20 protein-coding genes and 2 pseudogenes are annotated in these 22,842 nt (G+C 70.5%); 13 read left to right on the forward strand and 9 right to left on the reverse strand.

All coding sequences use genetic code 11. From position 1 onward, the window contains the following. Positions 1–157: 157 nt before the first annotated feature. From IEY89_RS23415 to IEY89_RS23425, 3 genes are all read left to right on the forward strand, one after another. Positions 158–1,495 (forward strand): M18 family aminopeptidase, encoded by a 1,338-nt coding sequence (locus tag IEY89_RS23415; protein ID WP_189149432.1) that lies wholly within the window; start codon positions 158–160, stop codon positions 1,493–1,495. A 112-nt stretch (positions 1,496–1,607) separates the two neighbouring features. Then, the gene (locus tag IEY89_RS23420) at positions 1,608–1,826 is read left to right on the forward strand and encodes a DUF6458 family protein (protein ID WP_189149433.1); all 219 of its coding nucleotides are present in this window, start codon (positions 1,608–1,610) and stop codon (positions 1,824–1,826) included. Positions 1,827–1,917: 91 nt separating this feature from the next. After that, positions 1,918–2,412, forward strand: coding sequence for an LURP-one-related/scramblase family protein (locus IEY89_RS23425; RefSeq protein ID WP_189149434.1), 495 nt, complete (start codon positions 1,918–1,920; stop codon positions 2,410–2,412). Between the two features lie 208 nt (positions 2,413–2,620). Here the strand turns inward: IEY89_RS23425 and IEY89_RS23430 are convergent, their stop codons facing one another. Then, positions 2,621–3,421 carry a carbon-nitrogen family hydrolase gene (locus IEY89_RS23430; RefSeq protein WP_189149435.1) on the reverse strand — a complete coding sequence of 267 codons (801 nt, stop codon included), beginning with the start codon at positions 3,419–3,421 and terminating at the stop codon, positions 2,621–2,623. 296 nt (positions 3,422–3,717) lie between these two features. Here IEY89_RS23430 and IEY89_RS23435 point away from each other — a divergent pair, with 296 nt between their 5' ends. Further along, a complete protein-coding gene (locus IEY89_RS23435) occupies positions 3,718–4,542 on the forward strand; it encodes a maleylpyruvate isomerase family mycothiol-dependent enzyme (protein ID WP_189149436.1) in 825 nt (274 codons plus the stop codon). A gap of 124 nt (positions 4,543–4,666) precedes the next feature. Here IEY89_RS23435 and IEY89_RS23440 read toward each other — a convergent pair whose 3' ends face one another. Next, positions 4,667–6,004, reverse strand: a complete 1,338-nt coding sequence (locus IEY89_RS23440; protein WP_189149437.1) for an MFS transporter — start codon at positions 6,002–6,004, stop codon at positions 4,667–4,669. Further along, on the reverse strand, positions 6,001–6,663 hold the full coding sequence (locus IEY89_RS23445; protein ID WP_189149438.1) for a GntR family transcriptional regulator: 663 nt from the start codon (positions 6,661–6,663) through the stop codon (positions 6,001–6,003). Before IEY89_RS23445 ends, IEY89_RS23440 begins: the two co-directional genes overlap by 4 nt. A 310-nt stretch (positions 6,664–6,973) precedes the next feature. Between IEY89_RS23445 and IEY89_RS23450 the strand changes: the two genes are divergently transcribed. Further along, on the forward strand, positions 6,974–7,879 hold the full coding sequence (locus IEY89_RS23450; protein ID WP_189149516.1) for a D-alanyl-D-alanine carboxypeptidase family protein: 906 nt from the start codon (positions 6,974–6,976) through the stop codon (positions 7,877–7,879). Between the two features lie 94 nt (positions 7,880–7,973). Here IEY89_RS23450 and IEY89_RS23455 read toward each other — a convergent pair whose 3' ends face one another. The 3 genes from IEY89_RS23455 to pdhA are packed head-to-tail and all read right to left on the reverse strand — an operon-like array spanning position 7,974 to position 11,750. Beyond that, a complete protein-coding gene (locus IEY89_RS23455) occupies positions 7,974–9,434 on the reverse strand; it encodes a dihydrolipoamide acetyltransferase family protein (RefSeq protein ID WP_189149439.1) in 1,461 nt (486 codons plus the stop codon). A gap of 10 nt (positions 9,435–9,444) precedes the next feature. Continuing rightward, entirely contained in the window at positions 9,445–10,410 is a 966-nt protein-coding gene (locus IEY89_RS23460) for an alpha-ketoacid dehydrogenase subunit beta (protein ID WP_189149517.1), read from the reverse strand. Between the two features lie 47 nt (positions 10,411–10,457). After that, positions 10,458–11,750 carry a pyruvate dehydrogenase (acetyl-transferring) E1 component subunit alpha gene (gene pdhA / locus IEY89_RS23465; RefSeq protein WP_189149440.1) on the reverse strand — a complete coding sequence of 431 codons (1,293 nt, stop codon included), beginning with the start codon at positions 11,748–11,750 and terminating at the stop codon, positions 10,458–10,460. 321 nt (positions 11,751–12,071) lie between these two features. On the opposite strand from pdhA, the gene IEY89_RS23470 reads away from it, so the two are divergent. The 4 genes and pseudogenes from IEY89_RS23470 to IEY89_RS41980 form a co-directional block, all read left to right on the forward strand. Then, complete coding sequence (locus IEY89_RS23470; protein ID WP_189149441.1) at positions 12,072–12,758, forward strand: response regulator; 687 nt, start codon at positions 12,072–12,074, stop codon at positions 12,756–12,758. 83 nt (positions 12,759–12,841) lie between these two features. Continuing rightward, positions 12,842–13,237 (forward strand): pyridoxamine 5'-phosphate oxidase family protein, encoded by a 396-nt coding sequence (locus IEY89_RS23475; RefSeq protein WP_189149442.1) that lies wholly within the window; start codon positions 12,842–12,844, stop codon positions 13,235–13,237. Positions 13,238–13,313: 76 nt separating this feature from the next. Then, positions 13,314–13,760, forward strand: a pseudogene (locus IEY89_RS41975) (phosphotransferase); the annotation flags it as partial. 498 nt (positions 13,761–14,258) lie between these two features. Beyond that, positions 14,259–14,831: pseudogene (locus IEY89_RS41980) on the forward strand (phosphotransferase); the annotation flags it as partial. 128 nt (positions 14,832–14,959) lie between these two features. Here the strand turns inward: IEY89_RS41980 and IEY89_RS23485 are convergent. Continuing rightward, positions 14,960–16,549 carry a protein kinase domain-containing protein gene (locus tag IEY89_RS23485; protein ID WP_373287284.1) on the reverse strand — a complete coding sequence of 530 codons (1,590 nt, stop codon included), beginning with the start codon at positions 16,547–16,549 and terminating at the stop codon, positions 14,960–14,962. A gap of 349 nt (positions 16,550–16,898) precedes the next feature. Here IEY89_RS23485 and IEY89_RS23490 point away from each other — a divergent pair, with 349 nt between their 5' ends. Next, entirely contained in the window at positions 16,899–18,578 is a 1,680-nt protein-coding gene (locus tag IEY89_RS23490) for a Stk1 family PASTA domain-containing Ser/Thr kinase (protein WP_189149443.1), read from the forward strand. 87 nt (positions 18,579–18,665) lie between these two features. Here IEY89_RS23490 and IEY89_RS23495 read toward each other — a convergent pair whose 3' ends face one another. Then, on the reverse strand, positions 18,666–19,208 hold the full coding sequence (locus tag IEY89_RS23495) for a bacterial proteasome activator family protein (RefSeq protein WP_189149520.1): 543 nt from the start codon (positions 19,206–19,208) through the stop codon (positions 18,666–18,668). Between the two features lie 163 nt (positions 19,209–19,371). Here IEY89_RS23495 and IEY89_RS23500 point away from each other — a divergent pair, with 163 nt between their 5' ends. Next, complete coding sequence (locus IEY89_RS23500; RefSeq protein WP_189149444.1) at positions 19,372–19,791, forward strand: hypothetical protein; 420 nt, start codon at positions 19,372–19,374, stop codon at positions 19,789–19,791. Between the two features lie 17 nt (positions 19,792–19,808). Here the strand turns inward: IEY89_RS23500 and IEY89_RS23505 are convergent, their stop codons facing one another. Then, complete coding sequence (locus tag IEY89_RS23505) at positions 19,809–20,789, reverse strand: NAD(P)H-quinone oxidoreductase (protein WP_189149445.1); 981 nt, start codon at positions 20,787–20,789, stop codon at positions 19,809–19,811. A 161-nt stretch (positions 20,790–20,950) separates the two neighbouring features. On the opposite strand from IEY89_RS23505, the gene IEY89_RS23510 reads away from it, so the two are divergent. Together IEY89_RS23510 and IEY89_RS23515 are read left to right on the forward strand one after the other, a co-directional pair. Continuing rightward, positions 20,951–21,991 (forward strand): ATP-binding cassette domain-containing protein, encoded by a 1,041-nt coding sequence (locus IEY89_RS23510; protein WP_189149446.1) that lies wholly within the window; start codon positions 20,951–20,953, stop codon positions 21,989–21,991. After that, positions 21,988–22,836 (forward strand): ABC transporter permease, encoded by an 849-nt coding sequence (locus tag IEY89_RS23515; protein WP_189149447.1) that lies wholly within the window; start codon positions 21,988–21,990, stop codon positions 22,834–22,836. The genes IEY89_RS23510 and IEY89_RS23515 overlap by 4 nt, the downstream gene beginning before the upstream one ends. Positions 22,837–22,842: the final 6 nt, after the last annotated feature.

Here is a 22,842-nt window from a genome sequence, read left to right on the forward strand (position 1 = left end):
CGGGCCGCCGTGCTGCTGAACCAGGACACAACCCCACGGCCCCTCCGGTGTCCGATAACTGAATCACTGGCCAGTTGTCCGGCCTTCACACCCCCGTTACGAGAGCCCGCTCACCATCCCAGGGAGCGGGCCCTGTTACGTCGTTAAGGTGAACCCCATGAGCGCACCCCACCGCTTCGACCGCGGCCACACCGACGACTTGATGTCCTTCCTGGCGGCAAGTCCGTCGCCGTACCACGCCGTGGCGAACACCGCCGAGCGGCTGGAGAAGGCCGGCTTCCGTCAGGTCGCCGAGACGGACGCCTGGGACGCGGAGAGCTCGGCGGGCTCCGCGACCGGGAGCGGTGGCAAGTACGTGCTGCGCGGCGGCGCGATCGTGGCCTGGTACGTCCCCGAGGGCGCCGCGCCGCACACCCCCTTCCGGATCGTCGGCGCCCACACCGACTCCCCCAACCTGCGGGTCAAGCCGGTGCCCGACCTCGGAGGACACGGCTGGCGCCAGGTCGCCGTGGAGATCTACGGCGGACCGCTGCTCAACTCCTGGCTCGACCGCGACCTCGGTCTGGCGGGCCGCCTCACCCTCCGGGACGGCACCTCGCGTCTGGTGAACATCGACCGGCCCCTGATGCGGGTCCCCCAGCTCGCCATCCACCTCGACCGCGCCGTGAACACCGACGGGCTGAAGCTCGACAAGCAGCGCCACCTGCAGCCCATCTGGGGCATGTCGGACGATGTCCGCGAGGGCGACCTGATCGCCTTCCTCGAACAGGAGTCCGGGCTCACGCCGGGCGAGGTCACCGGCTGGGACCTGATGGTCCACTCCATCGAACCGCCCGCGTACCTGGGCCGCGACCGGGAACTGGTCGCCGGCCCGCGCATGGACAACCTCCTGTCCGTGCACGCCGCCACCGCGGCTCTCGCGTCCGTGGCGACGAGCGGCTCCACCTCAGGCGACGGGTCGCCGCCGTACATCCCGGTGCTCGCGGCCTTCGACCACGAGGAGAACGGTTCACAGAGCGACACCGGCGCGGACGGTCCGCTGCTCGGCAGCGTGCTGGAGCGTTCGGTGTTCGCGCGCGGAGGGTCGTACGAGGACAGGGCGAGGGCCTTCGCCGGCACCGTCTGTCTCTCCTCCGACACGGGCCACGCCGTCCACCCCAACTACGCGGAGCGGCACGACCCGACGCACCACCCGCGCGTCAACGGCGGGCCGATCCTCAAGGTCAACGTCAACAACCGCTACGCCACGGACGGTTCGGGCCGCGCGGTCTGGGCGGCTGCCTGTGACCGGGCCGGCGTCCCGTTCCAGAACTTCGTCTCCAACAACTCCATGCCCTGCGGCACGACGATCGGCCCGATCACCGCCGCGAGGCACGGCATCAAGACCGTCGACATCGGTGTGGCGATCCTGTCGATGCACAGTGCGCGGGAGTTGTGCGGCGCCGACGACCCCCATCTGCTCGCCAACGCTCTCGTGGCCTTCCTGGAAAGGTAGTTGGGCAGGGCAGTTGGGCAACCACGCATACCTGTCCCAGGTCCGGGCACCCGGAAACTCCGGAACAACCGGAACCTCCGGTACGACCGGACCCGACAGGGAGGCAACACTCATGAGCCTCGGCGGATGCATCATCCTCATCGCCGTGGGAGCCATCCTCACGTTCGCCACCGACTGGGAGATGGAGGGCGTCAACCTCGATCTGGTCGGCGTCATCCTGATGATCGTCGGAGTGATCGGCGCCCTGGCGTTCCGCAGTGTGGCCCGGCGCAGGCGGGTGCTGATACCGCCCTCGACGACCGTGATCGACGACGACCGCCACCACGGCTGACGGCCGGGCACGTTGTCGTGCCGGTCGCACTCGTCAGCCCATCGGCGTACCGGCGGCGTTTCGGACGCGTCGGCGGGGAAGTGGTGAGTACATGAGATTCCTCGTGCGCGACCGGCTGCTCGGCTTCGGCGACGACTACTGGATCGAGGACCAGCACGGCACCAAGGTGTACCTGGTCGACGGCAAGGCGATGCGGCTGCGGGACACCTTCGAGCTGAAGGACACCCGAGGACAGGTGCTGATCGACATCCACAAGAAGATGCTCGCCCTGCGGGACACGATGGTGATCGAACGGGACGGCGACCCGTTGGCCACGATCAGACGCAAACGCCTGTCACTGCTGCGCAACCACTACCGGGTGTCGTTGGCGGACGGCACGGAACTGGACGTCAGCGGAAAGATCCTGGACCGGGAGTTCGCGGTCGACTACGACGGCGAACTCCTCGCCCAGATCTCCCGCCGCTGGCTGCACGTCCGGGAGACGTACGGGGTGGATGTCGTACGGGACGACGCGGATCCGGCGCTGTTGATCGCGGTGGCGGTCTGCGTGATCCACCTGGCGGAGAAGGAACGAATGGGGGACTGAGTTTCCCCCCGCCCGTCCACCCCTCCACCCGTTTGCCGCATCCATTCAGCGCGGGCGCAGGACATCCAGCCCGTCCGGCGCTTGAGGACGAGGCCCGTTCAGGGCCGACAGCGGGGGTCTGGGGGCGCAGCCCCCAGTGGGGGGTCCCCTCTGGGGGAGGGACGGGAACAAGTAGGGGCGGCGGGGGCGAAACCCTCCGGCGCCGGCCTCAGTCGCGGCGCGGCGGTACCGCCACCCCCAGCACCCTGTCCTTCAGCGCCGGGAACTGCTCCCGCGTCTCCCCCACCTTCGCGGGCTCGAACTCGACCCGCAGAACCTCCTCGCCCCCACCCGCCTCCGCCAGCACCTCACCCCACGGATCGACCACGATCGAGTGCCCGGCCTGAGGAACCCCCGCATGCGTACCAGCCGTTCCACACGCAAGGACGTACGCCTGGTTCTCGACCGCCCGCGCCCGGGCCAGCAGCGTCCAGTGGGCCCGCCGCCGCTCCGGCCAGCCCGCGGAGACGACGATCGTCTCGGCGCCCGCGTCGACGAGACCGCGGAAGAGCTCGGGGAACCGGAGGTCGTAGCAGGTGGCGACGCCGACCGTCGTCCCGGGGAGGGAGACGGTCACCAGTTCCGTGCCCGCACCCATCAGCACGGCCTCGCCCTTGTCGAAACCGAAGCGGTGGATCTTGCGATAGGCGGCGACCAACTCACCGGCGGGGGAGAAGACGAGGGAGGTGTTGTACAGAGGCCCTTCAGGGTCTCGTTCCGGAATCGACCCGGCGTGCAGCCACACGCCCGCGTCGCTCGCCGCCTTCGCCATCGCCTCGTACGTCGGACCGTCCAGCGGCTCGGCCTCGGTGGCGAACCGCTCGTACGCGAAAGCGCCCGTCGTCCACAGCTCGGGCAGTACGACGAGGTCGGCACCGGCCTCGGCCCGAACGAGCGAGGCAACGCGACACCTGCGCGATTCGACCGATTCGCCCTCATCTGCACCGATCTGGATGAGCGAGGCGCGCACACTACCACCGTCCTGACATTCGAGCCGTTCACACGGGCCTACGATCGTCACACGAAAGCACTGCCGGGGTGCCTCACAGCAGCGTAACTTAACGTTCCAAGACACCCGCTGACAGCTATCCCGCCCGCGCCTTCGCACCGACCGAAACGCCGCACCGCCACCGATACCAACCCTGGCACCGACACCGATACCGCCTCCGACACCACCCTGGCACCGCCGCCGACAACGCCGTCGACACCCGCCGTCATCCGCCGTCGCCACTGCCCGCGTACCGACCGCCCGAGGGGTCCCGTTCCGTGAGTCTGCATCCCACTCTCCAGCCCTACGCCGACGCCTGGACCCACTCCATCGACGCGATATCCGAGCTGGTGTCACCGCTCGTGGAGGGCGAGTGGAACCGCCGGACCCCATGCCCAGGATGGTCGGTCCGTGACGTGGTCTCCCATGTCATCGGCCTGGAGTGCGAGATGCTCGGCGACCCGCGCCCCATCCACACGCTCCCGCGCGACCTCTACCACGTCACCAACGAGCAGCAGCGGTACATGGAGATGCAGGTCGACGTACGGCGGCACCACACGGCCCCCGAGATGACGTCCGAGCTGGAGTACACGGTCATCCGCCGCAACCGCCAGCTGCGCAACGAGTCACGCGAACCGGGGACGATGATCCGCGGCCTCTACGGCCGGGAGACCGCCCTCGAAGACCTCATGCGCAACCGGGCGTTCGACGTGTGGGTGCACGAGCAGGACCTGCGTACCGCCCTCGGCCGGCCCGGCAACCTGGACTCGCCCGGCGCGCACATTACGCGGGACATGCTCCTCTCCGCGCTGCCGAAGGTCGTCGCCAAGGACGCGGGGGCGCCGCGCAGTTCGGCGATCGTCTTCGACGTGCACGGCCCCATCGAGTTCCTGCGCACGATCCGCGTCGACATCAACGGCCGCGGCACCCTGGAATCGTCCCCGGCCCTCGGCCCCGCCGCCAGCTTCGCCCTCGACTGGGAGACCTACTACCGCCTGGCCTGCGGCCGGGTGACCCCGGAGGCGGTCGCCGACCGCGTCAAGACGGAGGGCGACCCGGGCCTCACGGCAGCGATCCTGCGCCACTTCGCGGTGACTCCCTGAGGCTCGGCAGCCCATTTCTGCCCGTCCGGGGGTACCCCCTCTGGGGGAGCTTGAGGCCCTTCAGGGCCGAAGCGGGGGCCTGGGGGCGGCAGCCCCCAGAGACACCCACACCAACACCCCGCACCTACACCGGAACGTGCACCGTAGAAACCCTGCTGGCGACCAACCGCTCCGACTCCCGCAGAGCGGCCCGCTTCCGCAACCGCAGAATCTGGCTGACGCCGACCCCCTGCAGCAGGAACACGAACGAGAACGCGGCGGTGTAGTTGTCCCCGGTCGCGTCCAGCAGCACACCGACCGCGAACAGCGTCGTCATCGAGGCCACGAAACCGCCCATGTTGGTGATCCCCGAAGCCGTCCCCTGACGCTCGGGCGGATTCGCGGGCCGGGCGAAGTCGAAGCCGAGCATCGAGGCGGGTCCGCAGGCGCCCAGCACCGTGCACAGCAGCACCAGCAGCCACATCGGGGCGTGGTCCGCGCTGGCCACCGCCGGGTAGGCGAGCGTCACCGCCCACATCACCGCCGTGGCGCCCACCGTGCCCAGCGCCAGCGGCAGCCGCGCCGTGTGGTGCCGGGCGACGATCTGGCCGTACACCAGGCCGATCACCATGTTCGACAGCACGACCAGGGTGAGCAGCTCCCCCGCCGTCGCCCGCGTCAGCCCCTGCGCCTCGACGAGGAACGGCAGGCCCCACAGCAACAGGAACACCATCGCCGGGAACTGGGTGGTGAAGTGGACCCACAGCCCCAGGCGCGTCCCGGGCTCGTGCCACGAGGCGGCGATCTGCCGGCGCACGTACGCGGCCCCCTGGTGCGGGAACGGCTCCGGCTCGTGCCCGTCCGGATGGTCACGGAGCAACACGAGCATCAGCACGAGCACCACCACGCCCGCGACCGCGCTGCCCGCGAAGGCCGCCGTCCATCCGACGCCGTGCAGCAACCGGGCCAGGACGAGCGTCGAGACGAGGTTGCCCGCCATCCCGGCCAGCCCCGCGAGCTGCGCGATCATCGGCCCGCGGCGCGCCGGGAACCACCGGGACCCCAGCCTCAGCACGCTGATGAACGTCATCGCGTCCCCGCACCCGAGCAGCGCACGGGAGGCGAGGGCCGTGCCGTACGAGGGGGAGAACGCGAAGCCCAGTTGCCCGGCCGTGAACAGAACGGCCCCGATGGCCAGCACCTTCTTCGTGCCGAGGCGGTCGACGAGCAGACCGACCGGTATCTGCATGCCCGCGTAGACGAGGAGCTGGAGGATCGAGAAGGTCGACAGCGCGGACGCGCCCACGTGGAAACGGTCGGCGGCGTCGAGCCCCGCCACCCCCAGGGACGTACGGAAGATGACGGCGACGAAGTAGACCGAGACGCCCACGGACCAGACGAGGACGGCACGACGCCCGCCGGGAGGATCGCCGGGCAGCGATCCGGACCCGGAGCCGGCGGCGGCAATGGGCCTGGGACTCATCGGACCTCGCCCCGGGCCAGGTTGGAGAACCAGCTGACGTGCCGGTGCACGATCGCGACCGCCGCCTCCGCATCGCCCGAGCGCAGCGCGTCGAGGATCTCCTGGTGCTCGGTGAGCGTCTTGGTGATGCGGTCGGGGTGGGCGTGCATGACGGCGACGCCCATCCTCAGCTGCCGGTCGCGCAGTTGGTCGTACAGCCGGGAGAGGATCTCGTTGCCCGCGCTGCGGACGATCTCGGCGTGGAAGCACCGGTCGGTCACGGCAGCGCCCGCGAGGTCGCCTGCGGCGGCCTGCTCGCGCTGCCGTTCGAGCAGTTCGGTGAGGCGGGCCAGGAGCCGGGGCGAGGCGGGCACCGCCTTGCGGACGGTGTGCTCCTCGACCAGTTGCCGGGTCTCGACGACGTCCGCGATCTCCTGCGCGGAGACGGGCAGGACGAGCGCGCCCTTCTTCGGGTAGAGCTTGATGAGCCCCTCGGCCTCCAGGCGCAGCAGCGCCTCGCGCACCGGCGTGCGCGACACCCCGACGGCCTCGGCCAGTTCGCCTTCGGTGAGCAGGGTCCCGCCCTCGTAACGGCGGTCCAGGACGCCCTCTTTGACGTGCGCGTAGACGCGGTCGGCGGCGGGAGGCTGCTTGACGTGCTGCACGGCCGGGCTGTTCATGGCGACAGCATAGATACAACACGTACCCATGAGGGCGGCCGTCCGCCATATGGACCGACCCCGGAACCGATCCCCGTTCGGGGCGTGACGTCGCCGCGCGGACAACAGTTCAATGTCAGGAAGGGTCGCGGGAACCACGGAGAGCCGTACGGCGTCTCTCGGAAAGGGAAATTCGAGGAACCCGCCTCAGCACGCGCACAACCAACTGTGCTAGTTACGAGTCACACGAGAGCGACGTTCCGTCGATTCGGCCAACTCGGCCGCTCTCCAGGGGCATTCGGACGATTCAGACGTAATCGGGGTATTGAAGTTGATAACCGGCATCCAGGGCATCCGTTTTCGTAGAGCCGCAGCCGTGGTGGTCACCACCGGCGCCGTGCTCGCGACCGGAGCGCTCACCGCGGCGCCCGCGCAGGCCGCTCCCGCCGTTCCGACGATCACCGCCAAGGGCGGCTATCTGATGAACAACGCCAACGGCCAGATCCTGTACGGGAAGCTCCCGAACAACAAACTCTCCACCGGTTCCACGACGAAGATCATGACGGCGAAGGTCGTGCTGTCGCAGCCGAACCTGAACCTCAACACCAAGGTCACGATCCAGAAGGCTTACAGCGACTACATCGTCGCCAACACCGCCTCCTCGGCCGGCCTGATCGTCGGCGACAAGGTCACCGTCCGTCAGCTGCTGTACGGGCTGATGCTGCCGTCGGGCTGCGACGCCGCGTACGCGCTCGCGGACAAGTTCGGCACCGGCTCGACGCGTGCCGCCCGGGTGAAGTCGTTCATCGGCAAGATGAACAGCATGGCCCGGAGCCTCGACATGCCGAGCACGAAGTTCGACAGCTTCGACGGCATCGGCAACGGCTCGAACTACTCGACGCCGCGCGACCTGACGAAGCTCGCCGGCAACGCCATGAAGAACGGCGCCTTCCGCGCGATAGTGAAGACGCAGAACTTCAAGGAGAAGGTCACCACCAAGACCGGTGGCACCCGCTGGATGAGCTGGGAGAACACCAACAAGCCGCTGCTGTCCGGCTACTCCGGCACCATCGGCGTCAAGACCGGTTCCGGCCCGCAGGCCAAGTACTGTCTGGTCTTCGCCGCGACCCGCAACGGCAAGACGGTCATCGGCACGGTGCTCGCCTCCACCTCGGTCGCCAACCGCACGGCGGACGCGAAGAAGCTGATGAACTACGGTTTCGCGCGCCTGGGCTGACACCCGGCACGCTTGCATGACAAAGGGGGCCCACTCCGGTGGGCCCCCTTCGTGCGTCACGGCTCCCTGCGCCCGGGTGCCTGCGCCCAGGTGTCTACGCCCAGGTGATGAGCTTCTTCGGCTGCTCCAGGATCGCCGCCACGTCCGCCAGCACCTTGGAGCCCAGCTCCCCGTCCACCAGCCGGTGGTCGAAGGAGAGGGCCAGGGTCGTCACCTGGCGGGGCTTGACCTTGCCCTTGTGGACCCACGGCTGGAGCCTGATCGAGCCGACCGCGAGGATCGCCGCCTCGCCGGGAGGGAGAATCGGCGTGCCCGTGTCGACGCCGAAGACGCCGACGTTCGTGATCGTCACCGTGCCGCCCTGCATGGCCGCGGGAGACGTCCTGCCCTCCCGCGCCGTGGACACCAACTCGCCGAGCGCCTCCGCGAGTTGCGGGAGCGTCTTGTCGTGGGCGTCCTTGATGTTCGGGACGATCAGGCCGCGCGGAGTGGCCGCCGCGATACCCAGGTTGACGTAGTGCTTGAGCACGATCTCCTGGTTCGCCTCGTCCCAGGACGCGTTGATGTCCGGATGGCGCTTGATCGCGACCAGCAGGGCCTTGGCGATCAGGAGCAGCGGGTTCACCCGCAGACCCGCCAACCCGTACGAGTCGGGGGCCCCCTTGAGCTCCTCGACCAGCTTCAGCGTCCGCGTCACGTCCACCGTCACGAACTCCGTGACATGCGGCGCCGTGAACGCCGAGCCGACCATCGCCGCCGCGGTCGCCTTCCGTACGCCCTTGACCGGGACACGCGTCTCCCGCGTGCCGTCGTACGAGGCGGCCGGCGCCGGGACCGCCGGGGCGGCCGGGGCCGTGCGGACCGGCTCGGGGGTCACCGGGGCCACCGCCGCGTGCACGTCCTCGCGCGTGATGACGCCGTCGGGGCCCGACGGCGTCACCGTCGTCAGGTCGACGCCGAGATCCTTGGCGAGCTTGCGCACCGGCGGCTTGGCGAGCGGACGCCCGGCCACCGCGGCCAGGACAGCCTGGCCTGCCGTGCCGGTGAGGGCGCCGGGGCCACCGTGCCCGTTGTGCCCGTTGGCCTCCACCCGCTCGCTGTGGCCGTTCAGCTCCTGCTGGACCGCCGCCGCGACCTCCCGGGCCGGCACCTCGGCACCCTTGCGGGGGCGGCGCTTGGTCGAGGAGACGGACACGCCGTAGCCCACGAGGACCGGCTGGCGGGCCTGCGGCTTCGCCTCCTCGGGTGCCTCGGCGGCAACCGGGGCCTGGACCTCCGCCGTGGCACCGGCCCCGCCCGTCACGTCCACCGCGATGATCGACGTACCCACGTCGACCGTCGTGCCCTCGGGGAAGTGCAGTGAGCGCACGACCCCGTCGTACGGGATGGGCAGTTCGACGGCCGCCTTCGCGGTCTCGACCTCGCACACCACCTGCCCGTCGGTGACCGTGTCGCCCGGCTGGACATACCACTTGAGGATCTCGGCCTCGGTGAGTCCCTCGCCCACGTCGGGCATCTTGAACTCGCGAACGGACGCGTCAGTCATCGTCGTCACGTCCCTCTCCTCAGTACGCAAGCGAGCGGTCGACGGCGTCGAGCACCCGGTCCAGGCTCGGTAGGTACTCGTCCTCAAGGCGCGCCGGCGGATACGGGGCGTGATAGCCGCCGACCCTGAGCACCGGGGCCTCCAGGTGGTAGAAACAGCGCTCCGTGATCCGGGCGGCGATCTCCGCGCCCGAGCCGAAGAACACCGGTGCCTCGTGCACCACGACCAGGTGGCGGGTCTTCTCGACCGAGGCCTGGACGGTGTCGAAGTCGAGCGGGGAGACCGACCGGAGGTCGAGGACCTCAAGGGACCGGCCCTCCTCGGCCGCCACGCCCGCGACCTCCAGGCACAGCTTCACCATCGGGCCGTAGGCGACGAGGGTGAGATCGGTGCCCTCGCGGACCACCTTGGCCTTGTGCAGCGGGCCCGGGATGGCCTCCACATCGACCTCGGCCTTGTCCCAGTAACGCCGCTTCGGCTCGAAGAAGATCACCGGGTCGTTGCTCTGGATGGCCTGCTGCATCATCCAGTACGCGTCCGACGCGTTGGCCGGGGACACCACCTTGAGGCCCGCCACGTGCGCGAAGAGCGCCTCCGGGGATTCCGAGTGGTGCTCGACCGCGCCAATGCCACCGCCGTACGGGATACGGATGACGATCGGGAGCTTGATCTTGCCCAGCGCGCGGGCGTGCATCTTCGCGAGCTGGGTGACGATCTGGTCGTACGCCGGGAAGACGAAGCCGTCGAACTGGATCTCCACCACCGGGCGGTAGCCGCGCAGGGCGAGGCCGATGGCCGTGCCGACGATGCCCGACTCGGCGAGCGGGGTGTCGATGACCCGGTCCTCGCCGAAGTCCTTCTGCAGGCCGTCGGTGACCCGGAAGACGCCGCCGAGCTTGCCGACGTCCTCACCCATGATCAGGACCTTGGGGTCCGACTCCAGGGCCTTGCGCAGCGATTCGTTGATCGCCTTGGCCAGGGCCATGCTCTGGGAAGTCACAGTCCTGGAAGTCACTGTCTCTGCCGCCATGGTCATGCCCCCTCCACATCCGTGAACGACGCCTGGTAGGCGGCGAACTGGGCCCGCTCCTCGTCCACGAGCGCGTGCCCGTCGGCGTAGGTGTGCTCGAACATCGCGAAGGGGTCCGGGTCCGGCATGGCACGGACCACTTCGCGTACTCGCCTGCCCAACGACTCGCTCTCGGCCTCCAGTTCCGCGAAAAATCCCTCGTCCGCGTGGTTTGAGGCCTCCAGGTACGTGCGCAGCCGCGCGATCGGGTCCTTGGCCTCCCAGGCCACCCGCTCGTCGTCGTGGCGGTAGCGGCTCGCGTCGTCGGAGGTGGTGTGGTCGCCCATGCGGTACGTGAACGCCTCGACCAGCGTGGGGCCCTCACCGCGGCGGGCCCGCTCCAGGGCCCACTTCGTCACCGCGAGGACGGCCAGCACGTCGTTGCCGTCCACCCTTACGCCGGGGAAGCCGTAGCCCTGCGCGCGCTGGTAGAGCGGGACGCGGGTCTGACGCTCGGTCGGCTCGGAGATGGCCCACTGGTTGTTCTGGCAGAAGAACACCACGGGTGCGTTGTAGACCGAGGCGAAGGTGAAGGACTCGGCGACGTCGCCCTGGCTGGAGGCGCCGTCCCCGAAGTACGCGATGACCGCGGAGTCCGCGCCGTCCTTGGCCACGCCCATCGCGTAGCCGGTGGCGTGCAGGGTCTGCGAGCCGATGACGATCGTGTAGAGGTGGAAGTTGTTGCTGTTGGGGTCCCAGCCGCCGTTGTTCACCCCCCGGAACATGCCGAGCAGGTTGGTCGGGTCGACGTCCCGGCACCAGGCGACACCGTGCTCCCGGTAGGTCGGGAAGACGTAGTCGTCGGGGCGCGTGGCGCGGCCGGAGCCGATCTGGGCGGCCTCCTGGCCGAGCAGCGAGGCCCACAGGCCCAGTTCGCCCTGGCGCTGGAGGGCGGTGGCCTCGGCGTCGAAGCGGCGGGTCAGCACCATGTCCCGGTACAGGCCGCGCAGATCGTCGGAGGTGAGGGCGGCGACGTAGGGGTCGTAGGCGGCGTTCTCGACCCGCCTGCCCTCGGGGGTCAGCAGCTGGACGAGGTCCGGATCGGTGCCCGTCCCGGCCGGCTTCGCGACCGCCTTCACGACCGGCTTCGCGGCCGGCTTCTTGGTGGCGGCACGTTTGGCGGTGACGCGTTTCGCGGCCGTGGGCGGCGCGTCGGCGGCCGGTGCGTCGGCGCTCTGGGCGGTGGTGCGGGTGGTACCGGTCTTGCTTCCGGCGCTGCGTCGCGGTTTGCGCGCGGCAGTGCTCTCCACGGTCACGTGTACTCCTCCGTCGGTCCGGCCCCGGGGTTGCCGGGTAACCAGTGCGGTCACCTGTACCCGATGCCCGTGCACGGGGTGGGTGCCACTCGGCCGGGAACAGGCGTGACAGGCGCCCCGGCCGGCGTCCCGCAAGGAGCACGTTACCCAGTGCGTCATATTTCTATGAAACCCCCCTGACCTGCCATTTTGCTTGGAAATCCAAGTAAAATAAGCAAGTCGGAAAGGGACCCTGGTCACAGCCTTGCAGGGGGCCGGAACAACGGCACGTTATCCCGCTGACCCAGCTCACGGGAAGAGCCGGTATGTGAGACTGTCCGCGTGCCCGAAGATGGAAAAATCACCGTATTTCTCCTCGACGACCATGAAGTCGTCCGCCGGGGAGTCCGCGAACTGCTCTCGGTCGAGGACGACATCGAGGTGGTCGGCGAGGCCGGTACGGCGGCGGAGGCGCTGGCGCGGATTCCGGCCACCCGCCCGGACGTGGCCGTCCTGGACGTACGGCTCCCGGACGGCAGCGGCGTCGAGGTGTGCCGCGAGATCCGCTCGTGGGACGCGGGCGTCAAGTGCCTGATGCTGACCTCGTTCGCCGACGACGAGGCCCTCTTCGACGCCATCATGGCGGGCGCCTCCGGGTACGTCCTGAAGGCCATCCGCGGACATGAACTACTGGCGGCCGTCCGGGATGTCGCCGCAGGTCGGTCCCTGCTAGACCCGGTCGCGACCGCCCGCGTCATGGAACGGCTGCGGGACGGCGGCGACCCGGCGAAGGGCGACGAGCGGCTCGCGAACCTCACCGAGCGGGAACGCCGGATCCTCGACCTGATCGGCGAGGGGCTCACCAACCGGGAGATCGGCGAACAACTGCACCTGGCGGAGAAGACGATCAAGAACTACGTGTCCGGACTGCTGTCCAAACTGGGCATGCAGAGGCGTTCCCAGGCGGCTGCGTACGTGGCGCGGATGCGGGCGGAGCGACAGGGGCCGCGGCAGGGTTTTGAGGGGTGACCCCCCGAATCGGGACCTAAGACCCCTCTTCTCGGGGCGAGGGCCCCTGGTGCGCCCCTTCTCCCGGCACGCACCCTGGGTGCATGCCGACCGACGAACAGCGCGCCGCCGATCTTCTCGGCCGGGTCGAGCACGGCCGGGTCGCGACCAGCATGCGCGCCTTGCCCTTCCTGGCCTCCGCCCGGCACATCGTCGTGGACGGCCGGGTCCTGCTGCGTCTGCACAAGGGGCATGGGTACCACCGGGCGTGCGTGGGCGGCGTCGTCGCGTACGGCGCGGATGTTCCCACCGCGCGGAGCGGGTCGTGGTCCGTGCAGGTCGTCGGAGAGTGCGCCGCCGTCGAGCCGACCGCAGCCGAGCTCGACCGGTTCGGCCCGGCCCCGCGCTCCGTGGACGGCGTTCCCTTCGATCCCGTCTACCTCAGAGTCGAACCCCAGTTCGCCACAGTGCACTCCGTGATCGATTCCGACTGTCCGTGACTTCCCGCGGTCACCTGTGACTGCCTGCGACAAGCGCCCCGCTCACGCGCCCGGCTCGTGCCCTACCATCTGGCGCGTGCCGCGCTCATCTGTACCACCCCTTGCGTCCCATGCGCCCCCGCTGGGCGCCCTCCTCCGCCAGTACTCCGCCGGGTCCGCGCTGACCTGCGACCCCGTCGACCAGGGGCTGCTGAACCGCGGCTACCGGCTCGCCACCACGCGCGGCGACTACTTCCTGAAGCACCACTTCGACCCCGAGACCGCCGACCCCGCCGCGATCGCCCGTCAGCACCGGGCGACCCAGCGCCTCGCGGACCTCGGCGTCCCGGTGGCCCCGCCCCTGCCCGGCCGCGACGGACGGACGGTCGCCGTCGTCGGCGGCCACGCCTACGCCCTGCACCCCTGGATCGACGGCCGCCACCGCCACGGCGGCCAGCTCAGCACCGTCCAGTGCGGCCGGCTGGGCGCGCTGCTGGGCGTGGTCCACGCGAGCCTGGAACACGTGATGCCGACGCGGGGCCGGGCACCGGGCCACCGGGGCACGGGCGGGCGCGAGGCCGCCGGACAGAACCGGGCAGTCCCCCGGAACCCGACCGCGGGTCGGGATCTGACCGCGGGCCGGGAAGGCGCCGCGGGATGGGATCTGACCGCAGGCGGGGAAGGGATCGCCGCGTGGGAACTCACCGCAGGCCGGCAACCCACCGCAGGTCGGAGGGAGGACGCCGGTCGAGGACGGCCTCCCGAACAGGGTGGCCCCGGCCGCGCCCGGCAAGAAGAGGCCGCCCGAGGGGCAGAACCCGGCCGAGGGGGAGCACCCGGCCGACCGGGCGAAGCCGCCCACCACCGGGACGCGACCTGGCAGCGCGGGACCACCGAGCGGAGCCGGGCCGCCACCCCTTCCGGACCCCCCGCCAAGCCGTCCGCCCCGACCGAGCCTCCACACCCGGCCGACGCCCGCCGTCCCCACCACCCCGCCGGGCAGCCGCAGCCGGCCGGTTCCAGCAGCCTCGCCGAGGCCCCGCCGGCCCCCTCGGCCGACCCCGCCGACACCTTCGCCCTCATCGACGACCTCCTGGCCCACGTACGCCGCCACCGCCCCACCGACGCCTTCGACGAACTGGCCCGCCACCGGCTCCTGGAACGCCGGGCTCTGCTGGAGCAGCACGCTGACCGGCGGCCCCCACCGGGTGGCTCGGTGGGCTGGGTGCACGGCGACTTCCACCCGTTCAACCTGCTCTACAAGGGGGATGCCCCGGCCGCGATCGTCGACTGGGACAGGCTCGGGGTGCAGCCACGCGCGGAGGAGGCCGTACGTGCCGCCGCGATCTTCTTCGTCCGGCCCGCGGGCACGCTCGACCTGCCCAAGGCACGGGAGTACGCGCGCGCGTACCGGCGTACGGCGGGGGCCACTCCCTCCGAGCTGGCCGCCGCCGTGCACCGGGTGTGGTGGGAGCGCCTCAACGACTTCTGGATGCTGCGCTGGCACTACGAGCGGGGGGACACCCGCGCCGACTCCCAGTTCCCGGCCGCGTCGGCGCTCGCGGTGTGGTGGACGCGCGAGTACGACGCGGTGTGCGAGGCGTTCGTGGACTGACACCCGCCGAAGCAGACCCCCTGAAACGCCCCGCGCGCGTGAAGCCCGCTTCGGGCCGCACGCGCGCGTGGAGACTGCTTTCCGTCAACCGGCCGCCGATTCGTTCACCCGGCGGGGCGATCGGCGGGTCAGGGGGTGGTGCCACCCTCCGTACCGCCGTCTTCCTCGCCGGTGTCGCCCGTCGGCTCCGCGCTCGTCTCCACGTCCGTGGGCTCCGACTCCGTGACCGACGGCGCCGCGCTCGTCTCCGGGTCCGACGGGGTGGGCGACGGCTCGGTGGAGGGGGTCGCGGACGGCGTGTACGACGGCGTGGCCGACGGCGTCCACTGGGACCCTCCGTCCGAGCCACTGCCGTCGTCAGTGGCGGTGTTCGACGGCTCGTCGGAGGGCTCGTCGGTCGGGCTCGCCGTGCTGTCGTCGGCCGTCGCGGACTTCGAGGTGGTCGGCGTCGGCGTGGTATCGGTTTTACCGTCCGTGCCGCCGCCGTTCTGCAGGGCGAGGGCTACGCCCACCGCGATGGCGATCACGGCGAAGAACGCCAGTATCCACAGCTTGCCCCGGCCGCCGCCCCGGTTGCCGTGGCCGGCGAAGCCGCCGTCGTCCCCACCGCCGTACCCGGCGGGCAGGATCTGCTGGGGGATCTGGGTGGTGCCGGCCTGGTCGCCCTGTTGGTTCATCACCGCGGTGCCCGCGAAGCCCCCCGAGGGGGTGTGCCGGCCGTCGTGCATGTCCACGGGCCCGGTGTTCCAGGTGCCGGTGTGGCTGCCCTGGTCGTACAGCATCTGCAGGCCGTACTGGATCAGCCCGCGCATCTCCTCGGCGGTCTGGAAGCGGTCGTCCGGCTCCTTGGCGAGGGAACGCATGACGAGCCCGTCGAGCTCCGGCGGCGCCGCGTCCGAGACCTGGGACGGGGGCACCGGAATGTCCTGGACGTGCTGGTAGACCACGGACAGCGGCGTCTCGCCGGTGAACGGGGGCCGCAGCGCGAGGAGTTCGTACAGCAGACAGCCGGTGGCGTACAGGTCGGAGCGGTGGTCGACGGCCTTGCCGAGGGCCTGCTCCGGGGAGAGGTACTGGGGCGTACCCATGACCATGCCGGTCTGCGTCATCGTCGTGGACACGCCGTGCAGCGCGCGGGCGATGCCGAAGTCCATGACCTTCACGGCGCCGCCGTGCGTGATGATCACGTTGGCGGGCTTGATGTCGCGGTGCACGATGCCGTGCTGATGCGAATAGGCAAGCGCTTCCAGTACCCCGGAGACGATGATCAGGGCCTGCTCGGGCCCCGGCGCCTCGGCGTTGATGAGAAGGTCACGGATGGTGCGCCCCTCGACGATCTCCATCACGATGTACGGGACGGACTGACCGCCGCCCCCGGTGAAGCCGCCGTTGGACATCGTGTCCTCGCCGGAGTCGTACACGGCGACGATCGAGTGGTGGTTCAGCCCGGCCACCGCCTGGGCCTCGCGCGTGAAGCGGGCCTTCGAGATCGGGTCCTCGGCGAGGTCGGCGCGGAGCAGTTTGACCGCGACGGTCCGTCCGAGGCGCACGTCCTCGGCGGCGAACACCTCGGCCATGCCGCCCCGGCCGAGTCTGTGGGTGAGCCGGTAACGGCCGTCCCCGACCAGTCCGCCGTTGCCCCACAGCTCAGGCGCGTCTGACATACCGCCGCCAGCCGCCTCGGGGTCGGACGGGCCCTGAGCGCGCTGCTGTGCCATCAGTCCTCGCCGTCGTTTCTGCCCGCGGTGCGCGGTGTTGTTACGGTCTCCGTCGGCCACGCTACAGCCTCCACGCAAGCCTCCGATCCGGGAGACGATCCCGGAGGAGCTCCGGAAGGAACCCGGGTACGAGTCCCGGGCGGACCGGTTATCAAACCCGTTGCGGCTATCGGCGGGCAAATCCCGTGCCTCGTCCGTGCAGCCCCTGTAACGCTTCCGCGACGCTTCCTTCCCGTACGGTCACGGAACGGGCACCGCGCTTGACGTGTCAGTGCCCTCCGGCAGACTTGGCCCGGAATCGGCCGATCGATCACGTACGGCCGTGGCGAAACACGGGGGACGCGGACACATGAGCCAGGACGGCGCACACGGCCGGTACGCGGGGCACGCACTCGCCGGCGGGCGCTACCAGCTGCGCGATCTGCTCGGCGAGGGCGGCATGGCCTCGGTGCACCTCGCGTACGACTCGGTCCTGGACCGGCAGGTCGCGATCAAGACGCTGCACACCGAACTGGGCCGTGAGCAGGCCTTCCGCGAGCGTTTCCGCCGCGAGGCCCAGGCCGTGGCCAAGCTCACGCACACGAACATCGTCTCGGTCTTCGACACCGGTGAGGACGATGTGGCGGGGACGATGACGCCGTACATCGTCATGGAGTACGTCGAGGGCCAGCCGCTCGGCTCCGTTCTCGACGCTGACGTACGGCAGTTCGGGGCGATGCCCGCCGACAAGGCGCTGAAGATCACCGCGGACGTGCTTGCGGCCCTGGAGATCAGCCACGAGATGGGCCTGGTCCACCGGGACATCAAGCCGGGCAACGTGATGACGACCAAGCGCGGTGTCGTCAAGGTCATGGACTTCGGCATCGCCCGCGCCATGCAGTCGGGCGTCACGTCGATGACGCAGACCGGCATGGTCGTCGGCACCCCGCAGTACCTCTCCCCGGAGCAGGCGCTGGGCCGGGCCGTGGACGCCCGCTCCGACCTCTATTCGGTCGGCATCATGCTGTTCCAGCTGGTCACCGGGCGGCTGCCGTTCAACGCCGACTCACCGCTCGCGATCGCGTACGCGCATGTTCAGGAGGAGCCGGTCGCCCCCTCCTCGGTCAACAGCGCCCTGCCCCCGGCGGTCGACGCGCTCGTCGCCCGCGCGCTGAAGAAGAACCCGAACGAGCGTTTCCCGAGCGCCGTCGCCATGCGTGACGAGTGCCTGCGCGTGGCCGCCTCCCTGCAGTCGGCCGCCCCGAACATCGTCCCGGGCGCCCCGGCGCATAGCGGCACGGGCGTCGCCTCCGCCGTGTTCCCGCCGGTCGACCAGGCGGCCCCGGCGCCGCCCGGCTCCGTACAGACCCCGTACCAGCCGACCCCGCACCCGCAGCACGCGAATCCGTACGGCACTCCGCCCCCGGCGTACACACCTCCGCACACACCGGCTCCGGCGTACGGCTATCCGCCGCAGGCCGCCTACCAGACGCCCGGCAGCTACGCGCCGCAGCAAGCGCCCCCGGCCGCGTACTCGCCCTCGCCCTCGACTCTGGCACCGTCCTCCTCCGGAGGCGGACGGAAGCGCGGCACCCCGGTGATCGTGGGCTCGATCGTCGTCTCCCTCGTCGCCGTCGGCGGGCTGCTCCTCGCCCTGAAACTGGGCGGGGGCGACAACGACAACGGCGGTGGGACCGACAGCGGCACACCGAGCGCCTCGGCCTCGCAGACGGCGGGGTCGGGATCCGGATCGGGGTACAAGGGGCCGGACCCGAGCAAGACGGTCGACGCGGTGGAGTGCTCGGAGGCGCGGGAGTCGTACAGCGACCCGGACAAGATCCAGCTGCCCGACTTCCGCTACAAGAACCTGGCCTCGGTCAAGCTCTGTTTCCAGGAGGCCGGCTGGCGGATGAAGGTCACCCGGGTCGCCGAGAACACGTACGGCAAGGACACGGTCATGGACCAGTTCCCCTCCGCGGGTGCGGACATCGACCCGGAGGACATGCCGGTGATCGAGCTCAACGTGTCGACGGGCTACCCGCCGTCCTGAGCGGACGGTCGTTCATGGAGCGGGGCCCGGCAGCCGGTCGGTCGGCCACCGGGGCCCACTCCATGAGATCTGGGGCGGACCGGCGGGCTAGAGGTACGGCCCGCCCGTACGTCCACCTGTGCGCGGGTCGTCGTCGCCCTCGTGGCCGCCGACACCCGGCGGCAGCGCGCGGCGCATCTGCTCCAGCTGGGCCCGCGCGGCCATCTGCTGGGCGAACAGGGCGGTCTGGATGCCGTGGAAGAGGCCCTCCAGCCAGCCCACCAACTGGGCCTGCGCGATCCGCAGTTCGGCGTCGCTGGGAATCGCCTCGTCCGTGAACGGCAGGGACAGGCGCTCCAGCTCGTCGACCAGCTCCGGCGCGAGACCGTCCTCCAGCTCCTTCACCGAGCTGGCGTGGATCTCCTTGAGCCGGACCCGGCTCGCCTCGTCGAGAGGGGCCGCGCGCACCTCCTCCAGCAGCTGCTTGATCATGCTGCCGATCCTCATGACCTTGGCGGGCTGCTCCACCATGTCCGTCACCGGAATCTCTCGGGAGTCGTCGTCACCGCCGCCGCCGAGAGCCATCCCGTCCTGGCCAACGACCAGGATCTGGGGGTTCTCCGGCGACCTTTCGTTCCTCGGCATCTCCATGCCGTCATTCTCTCGCACCAGGTGGCGGCCCCGGCCGGTGGGTCCGGCCCGGCTCTCCCCGTCCGGGATGCCGGACGGGCGGGCGCGTGTGAGGCTGGTCACGTCGAACCCCGGTGACGGGTGAGGCCGACCGGCGACTCCGCAGCGGGAGGAGGCCACCGACATGACTCCAAGGCTCCACACCCTGCGTACCTGCGGCATCCTGCTGGCCCTGGCGGCCCCGACGCTCGCCGCTTCCCCCCTCGGCACGACATCGCCGTACGACGGCATCTCGTACGTCGCCCGGCCCGCCCCCGACGCCTCCCGGGCCGGGAGCCCGGCGGGCGAGGGGCGGGAACGTCCCGGACGGCGGGAGTCCGCGCCGCCCGACGAGGCGGCGTCCGAGGAGGCGGCGTCCGAGGAGGCTGTACCCGCCCCCGTGCCCACCTCCGTGCCGGACGGGCCGCGGGACACCGACGCCCTGTCCGACACGATCTCCGGGCCGGTCCTGCGGATACTGCCGCTGGGCAGCGGACTGGTCCTGATCGGCAGCGGCCTCGGCCTCGCCCTCCTGGCGCTGCGACTGCGCGTACGCAGGACGTGACCGGCGGGGACGCCTCGCTACGGGACCACCAGCAGCACCTTTCCCACGTGCCCGCTCTCCTCCACGACCCGGTGGGCCGCCGCCGCGTCGCTCATCGGGAACTCGCTGTCGACGACCGGCCGGACATGACCGGCGGCGAGCAGCGGCCAGACGTGTTCGCGTACGGCGGCCACGATCGCCGTCTTCTCGGTGAGCGGGCGGGCACGCAGCGAGGTCGCGCTGATCGCGGCCCGCTTGGTGAGGAGCGCGCCGATGTTCAGCTCGGCCTTGACGCCGCCCTGCATGCCGATGATCGCGAGCCGTCCGTTGACGGCGAGGGCGCGGACGTTGCGGTCCAGGTACTTGGCGCCCATGTTGTCGAGGATGACGTCGGCGCCGGCGCCGTCGGTGGCCTGCTTCAGCTCCTCGACGAAGTCCTGCTCGCGGTAGTTGACGAGGATGTCGGCGCCCAGCTCGGCGCACCGGTCGAGCTTCTCCTTCGTCCCGGCCGTCACGGCGACCCTGGCGCCGACGGCCTTGGCGAGTTGGACGGCCATGGTGCCGATGCCGCTGGAGCCGCCGTGCACGAGCAGGGTCTCGCCGGGGCGGAGGTGGGAGATCATGAAGACGTTCGACCAGACCGTGCAGGCCACCTCGGGCAGCGCCGCTGCCGACCTCAGGTCGATGCCCTCGGGCACGGGCAGCAGCTGCCCGGCCGGAACGGCCACCTTCTGGGCGTAACCGCCGCCCGCGAGCAGCGCGCACACCTCGTCGCCGACGGACCAGCCGGACACTCCGGGCCCGATGCCGGCGATCCGGCCGGAGCACTCGAGGCCGGGGTACGGGGAGGCGCCGGGCGGCGGGTTGTAGAAGCCCTGGCGTTGCAGGAGGTCGGCACGGTTGACGGCGCCGGCCACCACCTCGACCAGTACCTCGCCCTCGCCGGGCACGGGATCGGGGACCTCGGCCCACACCAGTGCCTCGGGCCCTCCGGGTTCGGGAATCGTGATCGCATGCATGAGGGGACGCTACTCCCCGTTCCGGAGAAAACGAGGTGCGGTCCGGGCCCGGCAGAGAGACCGTGTACAGACGTGCGGCCCCCGAGCGATGAGTTTCCGGCCGGCCGCCGGTCTACCTCTGCGTCACCCCGTACACGCAAGGACTCCGGAAGGACCCGAACATGAGCCCACAGGCAGCCAGAGCGGGCAGGGCGGCCGAGGCGCCCGACCTCGCGATCGAGACCGCGGGGCTGGTGAAGACGTTCGGCGAGACCCGGGCCGTCGACGGCGTCGACCTCGCCGTACCCACCGGCACGGTCTACGGAGTGCTCGGGCCGAACGGCGCCGGCAAGACGACCACCGTGAAGATGCTGGCCACCCTGCTCAGGCCCGACGGCGGCGAGGCGCAGGTCTTCGGCCACGACGTGGTGCGCGAGGCCGACACGGTACGCGGCAGGGTGAGCCTCACCGGCCAGTACGCGTCCGTGGACGAGGACCTCACCGGCACCGAGAACCTGGTGCTGCTCGGCCGGCTCCTCGGCCACCACAAACGGACCGCCCGCGAGCGCGCCGCCCAGCTTCTGGAGGCCTTCGGGCTCGCCGACGCGGCGGGCAAACAGGTCAAGCACTACTCGGGCGGTATGCGGCGTCGTATCGACATCGCCGCGTCCATCCTCAACACCCCCGACCTGCTCTTCCTCGACGAGCCGACGACCGGCCTCGACCCGCGCAGCCGCAACCAGGTGTGGGACATCGTGCGCGCGGTGGTCGCCCAGGGCACGACCGTGCTGCTGACCACGCAGTACCTGGACGAGGCCGACCAGCTGGCGTCCCGGATCGCCGTCATCGACAGGGGCAAGGTGATCGCGGAGGGCACGAAGGGCGAGCTGAAGGCGTCCGTCGGCGCCGGGTCCGTCCATCTGCGGCTGCGTGATCCGGCCCAGCGGCCACAGGCGGAGGAGGTGCTGCGGCTGGCCCTCGACGCGACCGTGCAGCGCGAGCCCGACCCCGTGGCGCTGACGGCCCGCGTCGGATCGTCGACCGGCGACAACGCGGCCGAACAGGCGGCCCGCGCGCTCGCCGAGCTGGCCCGCCTCGGCATCACCGTCGACAACTTCTCCCTGGGCCAGCCCAGCCTGGACGAGGTGTTCCTCGCCCTCACCGGACACGACACACAAGCCGACTCCACGGCCGACACCACCGAAGGCGAGGCGGCGGCATGAGCACCGCGACCACCACCACCGAGAAGGAACTCGCCCCCGTCAGCGCCGAATCACTCGCCGCGCTGCTCATCACCAAGGACCGGCCGCCGCGCCCCAGCGCTCTCTCGGCGTCCCTCACCTTCGGCTGGCGCGCGATCCTCAAGATCAAGCACGTCCCGGAGCAGCTCTTCGACGTCACCGCGTTCCCGATCATGATGGTGCTGATGTACACGTACCTGTTCGGGGGCGCGCTGGCGGGCTCCCCGAGCGAGTACATCCAGTTCCTGCTGCCGGGCATCCTGGTGATGTCGGTCGTGATGATCACGATGTACACGGGCGTCTCGGTCAACACGGACATCGAGAAGGGTGTCTTCGACCGCTTCCGTACGCTGCCGATCTGGCGGCCTGCGGTGATGGTCGGCTATCTCCTCGGCGACGCCCTGCGCTACACCATGGCGTCCGTGGTCATGCTGACGGTCGGCATCATTCTGGGCTACCGCCCCGACGGCGGAGTGGTGGGCGTGGCCGCCGGGATCGCCCTCCTCCTGGTCTTCTCCTTCGCCTTCTCGTGGATCTGGACGATGTTCGGACTGCTGTTGCGGACGGAGAAGTCGGTGATGGGCGTCAGCATGATGGTGATCTTCCCGCTGACCTTCCTGTCGAACGTCTTCGTCGACCCGAGCACCATGCCCGGCTGGCTCCAGGCCTTCGTCAACAACAGCCCGATCACCCATGTGTCGTCGGCGGTACGGGAGCTGATGGCCGGCGAGTGGCCGACCGCCGAGATCGCCTGGTCACTGGGGTGGGCGGGCCTGCTGGTGCTGGTCTTCGGCCCGGTGACGATGCGGCTCTACAACCGCAAGTAGTCCCGG

The organism is Streptomyces lacrimifluminis (genome assembly GCF_014646095.1).
GTDB lineage: Bacteria > Actinomycetota > Actinomycetes > Streptomycetales > Streptomycetaceae > Streptomyces > Streptomyces lacrimifluminis.

What these genes read in the sequence shown, in the direction of transcription:
- IEY89_RS23415 (WP_189149432.1), top strand. Translation starts at nt 158, where the DNA reads ATGAGCGCACCCCACCGCTTCGACCGCGGCCACACCGACGACTTGATG.
- IEY89_RS23420 (WP_189149433.1), top strand. Translation starts at nt 1,608, where the DNA reads ATGAGCCTCGGCGGATGCATCATCCTCATCGCCGTGGGAGCCATCCTC.
- IEY89_RS23425 (WP_189149434.1), top strand. Translation starts at nt 1,918, where the DNA reads ATGAGATTCCTCGTGCGCGACCGGCTGCTCGGCTTCGGCGACGACTAC.
- IEY89_RS23440 (WP_189149437.1), bottom strand. Translation starts at nt 6,004, where the DNA reads ATGAGTCCCAGGCCCATTGCCGCCGCCGGCTCCGGGTCCGGATCGCTG.
- IEY89_RS23445 (WP_189149438.1), bottom strand. Translation starts at nt 6,663, where the DNA reads ATGAACAGCCCGGCCGTGCAGCACGTCAAGCAGCCTCCCGCCGCCGAC.
- IEY89_RS23460 (WP_189149517.1), bottom strand. Translation starts at nt 10,410, where the DNA reads ATGGCCCTGGCCAAGGCGATCAACGAATCGCTGCGCAAGGCCCTGGAG.
- IEY89_RS23475 (WP_189149442.1), top strand. Translation starts at nt 12,842, where the DNA reads ATGCCGACCGACGAACAGCGCGCCGCCGATCTTCTCGGCCGGGTCGAG.
- IEY89_RS23485 (WP_373287284.1), bottom strand. Translation starts at nt 16,549, where the DNA reads ATGGCACAGCAGCGCGCTCAGGGCCCGTCCGACCCCGAGGCGGCTGGC.
- IEY89_RS23490 (WP_189149443.1), top strand. Translation starts at nt 16,899, where the DNA reads ATGAGCCAGGACGGCGCACACGGCCGGTACGCGGGGCACGCACTCGCC.
- IEY89_RS23495 (WP_189149520.1), bottom strand. Translation starts at nt 19,208, where the DNA reads ATGGAGATGCCGAGGAACGAAAGGTCGCCGGAGAACCCCCAGATCCTG.
- IEY89_RS23500 (WP_189149444.1), top strand. Translation starts at nt 19,372, where the DNA reads ATGACTCCAAGGCTCCACACCCTGCGTACCTGCGGCATCCTGCTGGCC.
- IEY89_RS23505 (WP_189149445.1), bottom strand. Translation starts at nt 20,789, where the DNA reads ATGCATGCGATCACGATTCCCGAACCCGGAGGGCCCGAGGCACTGGTG.
- IEY89_RS23510 (WP_189149446.1), top strand. Translation starts at nt 20,951, where the DNA reads ATGAGCCCACAGGCAGCCAGAGCGGGCAGGGCGGCCGAGGCGCCCGAC.
- IEY89_RS23515 (WP_189149447.1), top strand. Translation starts at nt 21,988, where the DNA reads ATGAGCACCGCGACCACCACCACCGAGAAGGAACTCGCCCCCGTCAGC.